The sequence below is a fragment of the Flavobacterium sp. TN-1 genome, assembly GCF_052828645.1.
In genome coordinates, this window is record NZ_CM128253.1 from 364847 (window position 1) to 380758 (window position 15912).

The 15912-nt window shown below is 29.6% G+C and carries 10 protein-coding genes; 3 read left to right on the forward strand and 7 right to left on the reverse strand.

Features of this window, described 5'->3' with window-relative positions; translation table 11 throughout:
- Positions 1–58: 58 nt before the first annotated feature.
- Positions 59–1153 carry a fatty acid desaturase family protein gene (locus ACUXZJ_RS01500; protein ID WP_060381603.1) on the reverse strand — a complete coding sequence of 365 codons (1095 nt, stop codon included), beginning with the start codon at positions 1151–1153 and terminating at the stop codon, positions 59–61.
- A gap of 105 nt (positions 1154–1258) precedes the next feature.
- Between ACUXZJ_RS01500 and rsmG the strand changes: the two genes are divergently transcribed.
- On the forward strand, positions 1259–1879 hold the full coding sequence (rsmG, locus tag ACUXZJ_RS01505; RefSeq protein ID WP_060381602.1) for a 16S rRNA (guanine(527)-N(7))-methyltransferase RsmG: 621 nt from the start codon (positions 1259–1261) through the stop codon (positions 1877–1879).
- A gap of 516 nt (positions 1880–2395) precedes the next feature.
- On the opposite strand, the gene pruA is transcribed toward rsmG, so the two are convergent.
- From pruA to map, 6 genes are all read right to left on the reverse strand, one after another.
- Positions 2396–4021, reverse strand: a complete 1626-nt coding sequence (gene pruA / locus ACUXZJ_RS01510) for an L-glutamate gamma-semialdehyde dehydrogenase (protein WP_063743261.1) — start codon at positions 4019–4021, stop codon at positions 2396–2398.
- A 123-nt stretch (positions 4022–4144) separates the two neighbouring features.
- Complete coding sequence (apaG, locus tag ACUXZJ_RS01515) at positions 4145–4531, reverse strand: Co2+/Mg2+ efflux protein ApaG (RefSeq protein WP_060381600.1); 387 nt, start codon at positions 4529–4531, stop codon at positions 4145–4147.
- Between the two features lie 69 nt (positions 4532–4600).
- Positions 4601–5848, reverse strand: a complete 1248-nt coding sequence (locus tag ACUXZJ_RS01520; RefSeq protein ID WP_060381599.1) for a type IX secretion system plug protein — start codon at positions 5846–5848, stop codon at positions 4601–4603.
- 78 nt (positions 5849–5926) lie between these two features.
- Positions 5927–8806: a DEAD/DEAH box helicase gene (locus tag ACUXZJ_RS01525; protein ID WP_063743262.1), complete on the reverse strand. Its 2880-nt coding sequence runs from the start codon at positions 8804–8806 to the stop codon at positions 5927–5929.
- A 99-nt stretch (positions 8807–8905) separates the two neighbouring features.
- A complete protein-coding gene (locus ACUXZJ_RS01530; RefSeq protein WP_063743263.1) occupies positions 8906–9676 on the reverse strand; it encodes a class I SAM-dependent methyltransferase in 771 nt (256 codons plus the stop codon).
- 929 nt (positions 9677–10605) lie between these two features.
- Positions 10606–11430, reverse strand: coding sequence for a type I methionyl aminopeptidase (gene map / locus ACUXZJ_RS01535; protein ID WP_060381596.1), 825 nt, complete (start codon positions 11428–11430; stop codon positions 10606–10608).
- Positions 11431–11552: 122 nt separating this feature from the next.
- On the opposite strand from map, the gene ACUXZJ_RS01540 reads away from it, so the two are divergent.
- Together ACUXZJ_RS01540 and ACUXZJ_RS01545 are read left to right on the forward strand one after the other, a co-directional pair.
- Positions 11553–12827, forward strand: coding sequence for an acetyl-CoA hydrolase/transferase family protein (locus tag ACUXZJ_RS01540; RefSeq protein ID WP_060381595.1), 1275 nt, complete (start codon positions 11553–11555; stop codon positions 12825–12827).
- A gap of 236 nt (positions 12828–13063) precedes the next feature.
- Entirely contained in the window at positions 13064–15823 is a 2760-nt protein-coding gene (locus ACUXZJ_RS01545; RefSeq protein ID WP_354017827.1) for an outer membrane beta-barrel protein, read from the forward strand.
- Positions 15824–15912 lie beyond the last annotated feature (89 nt).

Sequence of the window (15912 nt, forward strand, 5' to 3'; positions counted from 1 at the left end):
TTATTTTTCTTAACTATTTACCAATCATTTTGAACTGATAACTAAAGGCTAAGATTTTTTATGCTAATTGAGGTTTTTGTCCTAATTCTTTTAAATGTCTAAAATGAGAAATAATGGCTGCTCTAGTTGTTTTATACTCATAATATGGTAAATTACATTCTTTGGCTGTTTGTTTTACTATTTCTGCAATTTTATTATAGTGAATATGGCTTATATGTGGGAATATATGGTGTTCTATTTGATGATTCAAACCACCTGTATACCAATTTATTAACCAGTTTTTAGGCGCGAAATTAACAGTTGTAAACAACTGATGGATGGCCCAAGTATTTTCCATCTCACCTTCTACATTGGGTACAGGTGTTTCTGTGTCTTCTATTACGTGAGCTAATTGAAAGATAACACTTAAGATTAATCCAGCCGTATAGTGCATAACCACAAAACCTAAAACTACTTTCCACCAAGTAATCCCTAAAACCATAGGAATGACCAACCAAATAGAAAAATAAATAATTTTAGTAATGATTAGGGTCGTCCAACGAATAGCTGGATTTATAAATTCACCATAAGATAATTTACGTTTTAAATAACGTTTCATCTGAAGAAAGTCTGTTGTTATAGCCCAATTAAACGTTAACAAACCATAAAGAAAAATGGAGTAATAATGTTGAAATTTATGAAAACGGTGCCATTTTGCTTGCTTACTAAAACGCAAAATACGTCCTGCTTCTAAATCCTCATCATGACCTGGAATATTAGTATAGGTATGATGTAATACATTGTGCTGAACTTGCCAATTGTATACATTTCCTGCCAAAATATAAATGCTTCCTCCCATTATTTTGTTCAACCATTGTTTAGAGGAATAGGAGCCGTGATTACCATCGTGCATTACATTCATTCCTACCCCTGCCATTCCTATACCAATAACTATATTTAATAATAGGTAAATCCAAAAAGGCATTTCCATACCAATTAAAAAGAAATAGGGTGTTAAGAAAATAGAAAACATGATAATTGTTTTTAAATAAAGTTTCCAGTTTCCTGTTTTTTGTATATTATTTTCCTTAAAGTAGTTATTAACTCTTGTGTTTAAGGTTCTAAAGAACTTCATCGAATCAGTTCTTGAGAAAATAGGTTCTTTTGTCTGCATAATTATTAAAAATGTTTTCAAATTTAATTATTAATAAATTGAATTGATAACGAAAAGAGAGAATTTTTAAACCGTAAATTGTTTAATTTTGTAAAAAAAATAAAAATGGAGCAAATCCTCACATATTTCCCTGACTTATCTGAAACACAAATTAGTCAATTCCGAGCATTAGAGGCATTATACAAAGATTGGAACTCTAAAATTAATGTAATTTCTAGAAAAGATATTGATGAACTGTATGAAAAACATATTTTGCATTCTATGGCAATTGCCAAAATTCAAGAATTTAAAGCAGGAAGTAAGATTATGGATGTTGGAACAGGCGGAGGATTTCCAGGAATCCCTTTGGCTATTTTGTTCCCTGAAACACAATTTTATTTAATTGATGTAATTGCTAAAAAAATAAAAGTAGTAAATGCGGTTGCAGAAGGTATTGGACTAAAAAACGTAAAGGCTGAACAAAAAAGAGCGCATACTGTTAACGATAAATTTGATTTTATTGTAAGTCGTGCGGTAACCAATATGCCTGATTTTGTGGAATGGGTAAAAGGAAAAACTAAGAAAAACAATAGTCATCCTGACAGAGCTAATGGAATTTTATACTTAAAAGGAGGTGATTTAAGTGAAGAGTTACAAGACTTTCCTGAATCAATTCAATACAACATATCAGATTTTTTTTCGGAAGATTTTTTTGAAACCAAAAAGGTGGTGTATTTGCCGATATAAATTTTTCAGATGATATATATTTTGGGGGTTATACCCCTTTTTTTATAAATTTTAATTTTTGTACTTCTCTACCAACAAGACCTTAGTTATTAAACTAGTGTTAATTAAAATTTCTTAAAAATTGCTACAAAATATAAGTTCACTTATGTAATACCTGAGTTATTCTTTTTCATTCCAATAAATTACAGTTATAACAAATATTAAGATTATTAATTAAAAACAGATGAGATGGCATAATATAATTTTACCGCTTTTGAAACAAGAAAATTATTTAACAAGAATTACTAATAATCAATCGTAGACTTCGTATATTTTTATAAAATTTTTCTTCTTTTTTATTATTTTTATGATGATTCACATCGTTTGATACTGTTGTTAAAAATATAAAAGAGTAGCTCAGGACATAGTTTGTAACTTCGACGGTAGGAGAAACACATTATCAGTACTATGTAATTTCTCCTTTAGGTCGAAATAATAAGTTTGTCCTCTTTTTTTAGAATGACTTTTTATATTTGATTATCCTAAGAAAGGATATCTATAATCTATTGGTGTTACGAAGGTTTCTTTGATTGTTCTAGGAGAAACCCAACGTAATAAGTTTTGTGCAGAGCCTGCTTTATCATTAGTTCCAGAAGCTCTAGCTCCTCCAAATGGTTGCATTCCTACTACTGCTCCTGTTGGTTTATCATTAATATAGAAGTTACCCGCACAGTTTTGCAACGCTATTGTAGCTTCTTCAATGGCATAACGACAGCCACTAAAAACGGCACCTGTTAACGCATATTCTGAGGTAGTATCTATTAATTTTAAAGTATCTGTCCAAGCGCCATCTTCATATACATAAATAGTCAACACGGGACCAAATAATTCGGTTTCCATAGTTGCGTATTTTGGATTAGTTGTTAAGATTACGGTTGGTTCTACAAAATATCCTTTTGATTTATCATACCCTCCTCCAAAAATAACTTCGGCATCGGCATCGGTCTTAGCTTGGTCAATATATTTAGCTAATTTATCAAATGATCCTTCATGAATAACTGCTGTTACAAAGTTGGAGAAATCTTCTGGCGAACCTTGCTTGAATGTTGCTAATTCTTTGCCCATTTCTTCTTTGATAGCAGGCCATAAAGAAGCTGGAAAATAGGCTCTTGAAGCGGCTGAACACTTTTGTCCTTGAAATTCAAAAGCACCACGTAATGTATTAGCTACTACTTGTTTTACACTAGCTGTAGGATGTGCTAGAACAAAATCTTTACCTCCAGTTTCTCCTACAATTCTAGGATATGTTTTATAGGTATGGATGTTTTCTCCGATTTTCTTCCATAATTCTTTAAAGATAAACGTAGAACCTGTATAGTGAATACCCGCAAAATCAGGAGAGGCTAATATTGTGTCTGTTACCATTACAGGATCACCAAAAACGACATTGATTACACCATCTGGAACACCTGCTTCTTTAAAAACATCAATGATTATTTTTGCTGAAAAAACTTGGCTATCTGATGGTTTCCAAACTACTACATTTCCCATTAAAGCTGCACTTGCAGGCAAATTAGCCGCAATAGCTGTAAAGTTAAAAGGGGTAATTGCATATACAAAACCTTCTAACGGACGATACTCTACTCGGTTCCACACAGACGAATCAGAAGCGGGTTGGTCTTTATAGATTTGCACCATAAATTCTACATTATAACGCAAGAAATCTATTAATTCACAAGCGGCATCAATTTCAGCTTGATGAATTGTTTTAGATTGCGCAATCATAGTGGCTGCATTAATTTTTGCACGATAAGATCCTGCAATCAATTCAGCTGCTTTTAAAAAGATAGCTGCTCTTTGCTCCCACGCCATGTTAGCCCATTTTGTACGACTTTCTAAAGCATTTGCTATGGCTTTTTGTACATGTTCTTTCTCTGCTAAATGATAGGTTCCTACTACATGTTGATGATCATGTGGTGGAGTCATATTACGTGTATTCCCTGTACGAATTTCTTCACTACCAATATATAGAGGAACATCTACTTTTGAATTCCACATTTCTTGATAAGCTGCTAATACTGCGGCTCTCTCTGGAGAATTTGGAGCGTACGATTTTACGGGTTCATTAACCGCTTTTGGTACGTTAAAAAATCCTTTAAGCATTGTATTGTTATTATTTAAATTATACGTTCATTTTATTTAATACTAACAAAAATACAAAATGCCTTTTAAAAAAGGCATCTTATACCTTTTTTTTTAAATTTTATACAATTAAGTTGTAAAGAACTAACTTAATGCAAAAGGAGCATTTAGATAAAAGATAGGTATTACAACATTAAATTTTTTTGTAGTAGCAAAATTAATCATTGTAAAATACCCTGTCATGCTCCCATGTGGAGAAGAAAGCAAACAACCTGAACTATAGGTATACTTTTCTCCTGATTTCAGGATGGGCTTTTCTCCAACTACTCCTTCTCCTTCTACGGTTTCATGATAGTTGAGTGCATCATATATGTCCCAATGACGTGATAGAAGTTGCACTTGATCTTTACTATGATTTTCAATGGTAATATGATATGAAAATGCAAAATGCACGGACTGGTTTTTAAAGTAAGTCCCTTCAAAAATTGTCTCTACCGAAATTTTGATTCCTTTTGTAACTTGAGTAACCATTTTGCCTTTTGTTGTAAGTACAAATTTAACGAAAAATAAAGCTATTTTTATTTTTAATATTTGTTAAATTTAATTGGTAATATTTTGTGAACTTGCTTCTCCTACTCCTATTATGCGATCAAAACGTTCTCCGTTAGCTCGATAATACACAAAAGCTTGATATTTATTTTCTGTTTGATAATAATTTCCGTCAATGGCGTTCTGATGATCTATTTGATTTTTTGTATTTACTAAAGTATAATTGTAGTTTATAAATCCTTGTTTAATCATAATGGCTTTTTCATAGATTCCTTTACTTACATTATAATCCATTTTATTTTCATCTGTCATTTGATAATTATTAAATAGACCTGTTACATAAATAGTGACATCTTTTAGATAATTGGGTGCAAATAAGGAAAAATAAACCCACGTATAATCTGTTTCTACATCATTATTGTCTCGTGCAAAAATGTTTCTATTCTGAAAAATTCCATTAATATCTGGAAAAAAGGTATATCCTTTGCCTTTTCTAACTTCATTGGAATATAACAAGGTTTTATACAGACCTGAATTTGAATCTACTCTTGCTATATTGTTAGTAGGTGTTTTTATGTCTTTATTATCGTAATAATAATATTCATTTCCTGCCCAAAATTGTGTTTCAGTATTATAACGATAGATCAAATCATTACCAATCGTATATTGTGGTTTTATATTATACTTAGCTGTATTCCATCGTCCATTTTGAAAGAGTGCAATTTTTATATTTTGTAATGGATTTTGAAAAAGGATGTTTTTAGATTTTATAGCAAATTCAACATTGTGTTTTTCTGCTATATCATTTAGAGTTCTGGAGCGTTTGATTTGAATGGGTACTTCTACTCTTTTTTCATAAATTATAAACTTTCTTGAAAAGATTATTTCTTTATTTTTATTTAGAATAGACAGTATATAATTTCCACTTTTTGTAATTTGACAAAAATTATTCGGAAAATTCAAACGGTAATGTGAATAACCTTGCAGGGTATTAAAAGAATTTTGATAATCTTGAATTCGTTGATTATCATTCCCTGTTAAATATTCGTTTCTAGTTAGATCAGATGTGTTCCAATCATAATTACAGTGGGTTAAGCTAAAATAATAGTCCTCCTCATTTCCATATAAATCATCAAAACTAAATTCAAATTCGTCTCCTAATTCAAAAAAAGGAAATACTACATGATTACTTTGTTTAAATGCAATGGTTTTAATATTAAATGGCGCGGCATTTTCAACTAATTGACACCAAGCATAATGACTAAAAAGTACGAGTATTAAGATGTAAATTGATTTCATAGTTTATGACTTAGTTAAAACTACATTAATTAGCATATTGAAAACTAAATTACTACTTTAAACCTATTATTGTTCAATTTATTGCAAGAAATATGCTAAATTTTCGGTTATTGATTCAGGAATAACACTTTCATCAATAATACTGTCGGATAATTCTTTTTTATTTTGTTGTAATTGCAATATTTTTTCTTCGATTGTATTTTGTGTGATAAAACGAACCACATTTACTTTATTTTCTTGTCCGATTCTATGAGCTCTTGCTATGGCTTGTTTTTCTGCAAAAGGATTCCACCAAGGATCTAATAAAATAATATAAGAAGCTTTTGTTAAATTAAGTCCTACTCCTCCTGCTTTTAAAGAAATAAAAAAGAATATGATTTCATCATCTGTTTGAAATTGTCTTACGTTATTTTCTCTTTGTTCTACGGATGTAGTGCCTGTTAATGAACAAAAACGAATATTATTTTGAACACACCAATCTTCATAAATAGCTAAATGACTTACAAACGAGCTAAATATTAAGGTTTTATTCTTTGCTTTTGCCAAAGTATCTAAATATCCAGTTACATCATAAAACTTACCCGATGCCATTGTTAGACTGGGATCAACTAACTTAGGATGATTACTCCATTGACGTAGTTTCATTAGTACATTTAATATATGTATCATAGAAGATGAATCTTCTAATTTAAGGAGGTAGTTACGAGCTTTGGATTTTTCTTCTTCGTATTGTTTTTCTTGTTCTTCATCCATTTGACAGTATACTACTTGTTCTATTAAATCGGGAAGATCTTTTAGCACTTCTGTCTTGGTTCTTCTTAGAATATAGGGATTTATGATATTTTTTAGTTCTTCTATTTTACTTTCATCTTTATATTTTTCAATTGGCTTTTTAAAATATTGATCAAAGAAAGGGAACTCTCCTAATATGGCTGGATTTATAAATTGCATTTGTGACCATAAATCTGCTAATGAATTTTCAATAGGTGTACCACTTAACGAAATTCTATGTTCTACTTGTAAGGTTGTTAAGGCTTTGAATATTTTAGAATTTCGGTTTTTTATTTGTTGACTTTCATCTACGATTAAATAATGAAAAGGAATTTTTTGTAATGATACGTTGTCTCTACTTAATATAGAGAAGCTGGTAAATATAAGATCGTAACGATTTAACTTTTTCCCCAATATCTTTCTATCTGTTCCTATGTATTTTATACATTTGAAATGGGGTGCAAATTTTTTAGCTTCATTATACCAGTTGAATACTAATGAAGAAGGCACTACAATTAATGCTCTTAATGGCTCTTCTTCTATTTTTGACTCCGCAAATAGATCTATTTCAGAGGTTACAACTGATTCTTGTAATCGTTTATTTTCTTGCACTGCAATAAGCAAAGCTAATGTTTGTAAGGTTTTACCCAATCCCATATCATCAGCTAGACAAGCTCCTACTCCGTTTATATAATGATTTAAAAGCCATTGTACTCCTTGGATTTGATAAGGTCTTAGAGTGGCTTTTAACGAGTCTGAATGCTCGTAAATCAAGGTTTGTTTTACATCCTTTTCTGTTTCTAAAATAACGTTTTCTAAATTTAAATTCTGGAAATGACTTTTGGGTAAACTAATTCCTCCATCTGTTCCCTTTGTCCCAAATTGAGCTAGTACACTATAGTGTTTCATCCATTCTTGAGGAATGATAAAATAGGTATCATCTGGAAGTAAAAACCATTGGTTTCCATTTTTAATATTGGATACAATATCTAAAAAAGGAAAATTATAGTTTCCACAGGAAATTGTCATCTTCAAATCAAACCAATCAGCTTGCTCAGTACTTTGTAAAGAAAGTGTTGTTTTATTGGTTTGAATTTTTTTATGATCAATTAAAAATGGATCTAAAAGAAAGCCTAGTGCTTGTAAATTTTCTTTTTGTTTCAAAATAAATTCTATACTATCTAATTCGGCAGAGGAATTAGACAAGTAAAAGTTTCCTTCTCTATTTTTTTCAAATCCAAAATCAATTAGTTTTTTTTCTATTGCTAATTCTTTTGAAGGATTTCTTTTGTACTGAAGTACTTTTACGGTATTGTCTTCTTCAAATTCTATAAAGGAATGCTGTTTTTTATTCGTATTGGATAAAAAAGAATATCCTTTGTAATCAAAAAGAATCTGAATAAAAAATTGTTTGTTTAAAAAATCATGACTTCCTTTTATACTATAAGCAACTATCTCATCAAAAGTCTGAATTTCAAAACCTTCTGTTTTTATGGTTACTTTTCTTATAATATCATAAATGAATTTTTTGAAATACTCGGTTTCCATTCGTTTAGGAATATGTACCGATTGGTTTTTTAAAAATGGCTTTAACTTCAATCCGTCTATATCAGAGATTGAAACTAGATGTTTGTCTAAAACAATCCAACAAGGAAACTGGGTAAGTATTTTTATGTCATGTTGGTTTGGGTATATTGTTTTTTCATTATCAACAAGAGTAAGTGTATAAATAATTCCTTCTTCATTTTTAGTAAAATGTAATTGAGCAGGTATTGTTTTATTGGCAAAATGTACCTGATTAATATAAAATTCTTTTTTTGAATTTAAGTTTACACTAAAAGGGAGTTCTAAATCCTGAATAGCCTTTAGAATAGCTTCTATTTTTCTATTTAAGTACTCTTGTAAAAGTTTTTTGATAGTTTTATCTTCTTTTAGTAATTTTAATGAAGTTATTTTTTTATTCTTTGTAAATTTTTTAAGAATATTTTCTGTTTTCAAATCAATTACTAAAATCCATATTTTTTTTTCTTCCTCACTTAATTCTTTTGAAATACTTTTTAAAGTTTCTTCATTAGCTGTTTTAAAAACATACAAAGGGAGTTGGTTTGTATTGATTAAATACAAAAAGGGAACCCAACGTTCTTCTACTTCATTCCATGATAAATCGAGTGCTAATGAAAAAGACATTTTTTTAAATTTTTATAATTGGTATTATTTTTTCATTTAAAAAGGAGGAATTTCATCATTTTTAATAAAACTCCTCCTTTTAGATAATTTATTTTTCTTTTATTTAAAACAAACGGGAATAATTTCGCCTTTTGCTAAACAATATTTTTGAATCAATGAGTCTCCCAATATTTTTGTATAATCTACTTCTTTAACGGTAAAACCTATACTTCTTAATTTATCAAAATAATCTAGTCCATATACACGCACATGATCATATTGTCCGAATATTTTTGCACGTTCTTTTGGATCTGTTATTGTATCATCAGCAAAGGTAGTTTGTCGTGAATAATCCTGTGGAATCTGAAAAATTCCCATTCCTCCTGGTTTAAGTACACGATATAATTCTTGCATGGCTTTTGTGTCATCTGGAATATGTTCTAAAACATGATTACAAAAAATAATGTCATACGAATTATCTTCAAACGGAAGATTGCATATATCTGCTTTTACATCAGCTAATGGTGAAAATAAATCGGTAGTAACATATTCTATATTCATTTGTTTTTTAAACCGTTTATAGAACTCTTGTTCTGGAGCAAAATGCAATACTTTTTTTTTATTCTTAGCTATAAAAAAATCAGTTTCATTTTGAAGATATAACCACAACAAACGGTGTCTTTCTAATGAAAGTGTACTGGGTGAAAGAACATTATTCCTTTGATTACCATAACCATAGGGAAGAAACATTCTGAAACTTTTTCCGTCTATAGGATCTGTAAATTGGTTTCCTTTTAATACAAATGCTAATATGGGGCGTACTATAAAACTAATTCTTATCAGAATTGGTCTTGGGATTACATTTAAAAAGAATTTAAATATTTTTTTCATTTTTTGTTTTATGGTAATTTAAAATCGTGGTATCATTTTTTTGAACTAAGAACAAGTATGAATGTTATTTTTCTTTCATAAAAATCATTAGTTTAGACACTATTTTTTAAATATATGTTTAGTCTTTTGTTGATTGTTTGAAAAATTTCAGAAACAACTTCCATTTTTTTTCAATTATGGGTCAGATTGTAACCTTTTCATCTTTAAATTCAATAAAAAAATATTACTTTCTTTAAGATCTAAAGGGTCAACTTTGCTATTGTTAAGAGATAAAGTTATCCAATTTATAACATTTTTTTATTCAACGAGATATTTTACAAAACGAGTATGGTCTTAATATTGTTTATTAAAACTTACCTCTTAAATCCCTTTACCAAGAATAATCTCATCTAATATAAATTTTATTTTTTATTGAACCTCATATTTTATTTTGTTTAATATGTGAAAGGCATTAGAAATGAATCCATATATTTTACTAGGTTGATTATTTACATCAATAGTTTCCGAACTTAATTCATGATTATTTTTTCTTCAAAATAAAAATTAGTTGTTTTTTTAAGAATGATATTGGTTTCTTTGTGTTAATAATCTTCTAGGAAAAATATTTTTGTAGAAATATTTTTCTTAATATCAGTATCAAGTTCTAAATTATCAAAAAAACTAACCAATTCTATCTAACTTTTATCTATTGATTTTGTTTGGGATACTTTCAACGAAGTGCTATCGAATTTATTAATTTCTTTTACTATTTTCTTGATAATAATGTGTTGCTATTCATAAATTCCTCGTCAAAAGAATTTTTATTTTGATTAAATCCTTTTATTATTGAGTACGTAACTTTACTTACAATACTTTTACTAGAATCATTTTGTCCAGCTATTAAGGTAATTCCATCTATGATTATATCCGGACTTTCTATTGAAGGATTATCAAAATACTAATTTATTAGCTCTAAATTCATCCTCTTCATTACTTTGTATGCCTAACGCTTGATAAATGTATGCAAAGGTTGAAAGGAGTTCTGGTTTTCCATCAATTATGGCTACATCGTGCTCAAAATGGGCAGAAGGTTTTCCATCAGCAGTGGTAATGGTCCAGCCGTCTTTATGTTGCTTGATATTTTTAGTTCCCATATTAATCATTGGTTCAATTGCTACTACTAAGCCTTCTTCCAATAATTTTCCACGTCCTTTTTTACCATAATTAGGCATTTCGGGTGCTTCGTGCATTGTTTGCCCTATACCGTGCCCTACCAGTTCACGAACGACACCATAACCATGACTTTCACAATATTTTTGGATTGCATGACCAACGTCTTCTGTTCTGTTTCCTGTTTTTAATTCACGAATACCAATATATAGTGATTCTTTTGTGGTTTTTAAAAGCATTTTAGTGGCTAGATCCACCTCTCCTACTTCAAAAGTATAGGCATGATCTCCATAAAACCCATTTTTTAAGGCTCCACAATCTACTGAAATAATATCGCCCTCTTCTAACGGTTTATCCGTTGGAATTCCATGAACTACCTGCGAATTAGGACTCATACATAGTGAGTTAGGAAAACCGTACATACCTAAGAAAGCAGGTGTTGCTCCGTGATCACGAATAAAATTTTCAGCTAATTTATCTAAATATAGGGTACTTACTCCAGGCTTGATTTCTGAAGCTAACATCCCTAAAGTTTTGGATACAACTAAAGCACTTTCGCGCATTAATTCTATCTGCTCGCGTGTTTTTAATATTATTTTACTCATTTCTTAAAAGTAAGTTTGCAAAAATACAATAATAGTTTTAATAAACACTCTATTTTTAAGCATGAGATTTATCATATTACGATACTTAGTAAACACTTAAATTTGGGATAAAATTTTAGGTTATGAGTAAATATGTATCAGCAGCGGAAGCTGTAAAAGTGGTCAAATCTGGTGATCGAGTTTATATACAAGCGGCTGCAGCTGCTCCCAGTATATTAACTAGGGCTTTAACGGATAGGGCATCGGAGTTAAAAAATGTAGAAATTTGCCATTTGCATACAGAAGGGGAAGCTCCTTATGCAGATCCTGCTTTAGCAAATAGTTTTCATGTTAACTCTTTTTTTATAGGAGCCAATGTGCGTCATACTCTAAAGGAGGGAAATGGTTCTTATACCCCTGTTTTTTTAAGTGAATTACCTAATTTGTTTCGAAAAAAAGTGGTTCTATTAGATGTTGTTTTTATTCACGTATCACCACCAGACAAACATGGTTATTGCTCGTTGGGTACCTCTGTGGAAGCCAGTTTAGCAGCTATAGAAAATGCTAAAATTGTTATTGCTCAGGTAAATCCTCAAATGCCAAGAACTTTTGGAGACGGAATCCTACACGAAACCGAAATAGATTATATGGTAGAGGTTAATCATCCTATATTTGGTCATGAGATAGCTCCTATTTCTGCTGAAGAAGAAAAAATAGGAAGTTATGTAGCTAGTTTAATAGAAAACAAAAGTACCTTACAAATGGGCATTGGTTCTATACCTAATGCTGTATTATCTAAACTTACGAATCATAAAGATTTAGGATTACATACTGAAATGTTTAGTGATGGGGTAATTGACTTGATTGAAAAAGATATTATTAACTGTAATTATAAAGGGATATTACAAGGAAGAGTATTGGCTACTTTTTTAATAGGTTCTCAACGATTGTACGATTTTGTAAATGACAATCCTTTTATTGAAATGAAAGAATCTTCATTTGTAAATGACACGGCTAGAATACGAAAAAACAAAAGAATGGTGGCTATTAATTCAGCTATTGAGGTGGATTTAACAGGGCAAGTTTGTGCTGATTCTATAGGAATGAAAATGTACTCGGGAGTGGGCGGACAAATGGATTTTATTCGTGGGGCTTCACTTAGCGAAAAAGGAAAAGCAATTATTGCTTTACCCTCTATTACGAAAAAAGGTGAGAGTAGAATTGTTCCCTTCTTAAAACAAGGAGCTGGTGTAGTGACTACTCGTTCACATGTGCAGTATATTATTACAGAAAATGGTATAGCTGACCTATATGGAAAAACACTCAAACAACGTGTAGGTGAAATGGTAAAAATTGCGCATCCTTCTCATCAAGAACGCATTGAAAAGGAATATACAGAATATTTAAAAAATATATAATAATAAAAAGAAAGCTGTCCCTAAAAAATGGGACCTTTTTTTTAGTAATAAACGAAATATTTTTTAAAATCGTTTTATACCATTTAACACAAATTATGTCAAATTTGCAAATTGTGCTCTATTTTAGCGTATGTAGGTAATTCTGCTTATATGAGAGTGTCATATTTTTTGATTAAACTTTTAAAATAATTTATTTTGAGTTTATTTGTGCTTTAAAATAAAAAACGAAAAAAATCATGCCCAATCTGTATTTTCGCGTACTTCTTATCTTTATTCCATTTTTTACATTTGCTCAAGATGTAAATATAACAGGTAAAATTGTTGATTCAGAAAGTAAATTAGCTCTTGAAGCAGCTACTGTATATGTCACAAAAGTAAAAGACTCCTCAATAATAGATTATACGATTACCAATGCTAAGGGAGCTTTTGAATTTAAATTCAAACCTATTAAAGAGGCTTTTTATTTAAGGGTTTCACATCAAGGATATGAAGATTATAAGAAGAAATTTCAACAATTAAACTCAAATTTAAAGTTAGAGAGTATAGAAATTACAAAAGCATCAAAAGTTTTAGACGAAATTGTAGTAAAATCGGAAGCGCCACCTATTAGGATAAAAAAAGATACTTTAGAATTTAATGCTAGCTCCTTTAAAGTCCGCCCTGATGCAAATGTTGAAACGCTTTTAAAACAATTGCCAGGCGTTGAAGTAGGAACAGATGGGAAGATTACGGTTAACGGAAAAGAAATAAATAAAATTTTGGTTAACGGAAAACCTTTTTTTGATAAAGACGGGAAAATAGCTATTCAAAACCTACCCTCTGAATTGATTAAAAAAGTTCAAATAACAGATTCAAAGACAAAAAAAGAGGAATTGTCAAAACAAAAGGCAAAGTCTAATGAAGCAAGTATTAACCTAATTATCGATAAAGATAAGGAAAAAGGCTTATTTGGTAAATTCATGGGAGGCTTAGGCACAAAAGAACGCTATGAAAGTAGTGCTTTAGTGAATTATTTTAAGAATAAACGAAAAATAAGTGTTTTAGCTTCTTCAAATAATATAAATGCCGCAGGGTTTTCGATGGACGAAATTTTCGACAATATGGGTGGTGGTAGGAGCAGCATTTATTATAACGATTCGGGGGTTTTGGGTATAGGTAATATTCATTTTGATAATAATAAAGGAATTACGCAGTCTAATTTAGTAGGCATTAATTATACAGATGAACCATTAAAAGATTTTTCAGTAAATGCAAATTATTTCTTTACAAGTTCTAATTCAAATAATACGAATAAAACACGTTTAGAAAATTTTTTAGCTACCGGCAAATTTATTACTGAATCTGAATCGGTTTCAAATGAAAGTAGATTTGTAAATAAGTTAGGAACCGAATTTGAATACAAGATTGATTCTACTTTTGTAATTTCTATTAATCCTAATTTTCTTCTTGCTAAAAATGATTTGTCTAATAAAAATTCAGAAGTTTCAAGAAATGAAACAGGGACAACTCTAAATGAAAGCAATGGTAGTAAAACAAGTATGAATGAAAGTAATAATTTTACTAATTCGTTAACAATTAATAAATCATTTAGAAGAAAAGGACGAAATTTAAGTTTGAATTTTGATAATGATATTACAAATGAGTTAGGTAATGAAGTAAATAATTCATTTACAAAATTTTATTTAAGTCTTTTAGAAGACCCTAGAAATCAAATTTTTAAAACTAAAAATAATAAACAAAACTATCATTTTACTTTAGAATATCTTGAACCTATAAAAGACTCTTTACAGTTAAGTATAGGATATAATTTTGAGAGGAATAATAAGAAAAATGATACACAAAGTTTTGATTTTAATGCTTTAACACAATCGTACACTAATTTTAACGATCAGTTGAGTTCTGTTTTTTCATCAAATTTAAGTGAAAATTCAGTGTTTGGTGGATTGGTGATTAATAAAAAGAAAGTTAGTTTGAGTTTTTCTTTAGGGACTACGGTTGCTAATTTCACTGCAAATTCATTCTACTTATCAAACTATAATGAGGTTAAGAGAACGTTAGCTTATCCCTATGCTATTATATATTTTGATTATAATTTTTCAAAAACAAAGTTTATTTATTTGAATTATAATTTTAGAAATGAATTTCCAGAAGCAAATCAAATTTTACCTGTTATCGACTTGTCAAATCCATTGAATACATTTGTTGGTAATGAGAATGTTTCTGTAAATAAATCTCATAATATATATGGACAATTTAGAAACTTTAATAGTTCAAAAAAAGCAGGTTATAATTTTTACTTTGGGAGTAATTTATATGAAAACCAAATTGTAATTTCAACTGATTTTGATGCAGATAGAAAGAGAATCACTACATACAAAAATACAAGCGGTACATTTAATACTTGGGTAGGATTAAGTGGAAATAAAACATTCAAAAAAGATGCTCATACCCTTAAGTTTACTTTAGGTGCAAATATTAATTATGATTTATCTAAAGGTTTTAACAATGGTCTCGAATTTGAAGCAAGGACGGTTAAAATGACACCAAGGGTTAATTTGAATTATGATTTTGGAGAGCTTTTTTCTATGAATTCAAGTTATTCGGTGCCAATTTCAAAGACAAATTATACTAATTATTTTATAAATTCTGCAAACATAGTTACTCATAAATTAAATTTGCAAACCACTAATTATTGGCCTAAAAACTGGATGTTTGGTAATGATTTTTCTTATAATTACAATTCAAATATTGCTGATGGTTTTAAAAAAGACTTTTATTTATGGAATACAAGTTTGTCTTATAGCTTTTTTGATAAAAAGATGATTGCAAAAGTAAAAGTGTACGATGTGTTAAACCAGAATCAAAATGCAACCAGAGTTGTAACCAGTGCAGCTATACGTGATGAAGAAAATATTGTTTTAAGACGTTATGCGATGTTTTCACTAACTTATAAAATTGAAAAATTTGCTAGTAAAGAAAAAACCAACTCGAAATAGATCCAGTTTTTAGAGCTGAGGTTTGTTACAATATAGAGTGAACAATTTTTATAAGATACTTTTTTTATCAAGGCAAGATTTTTAAGCAT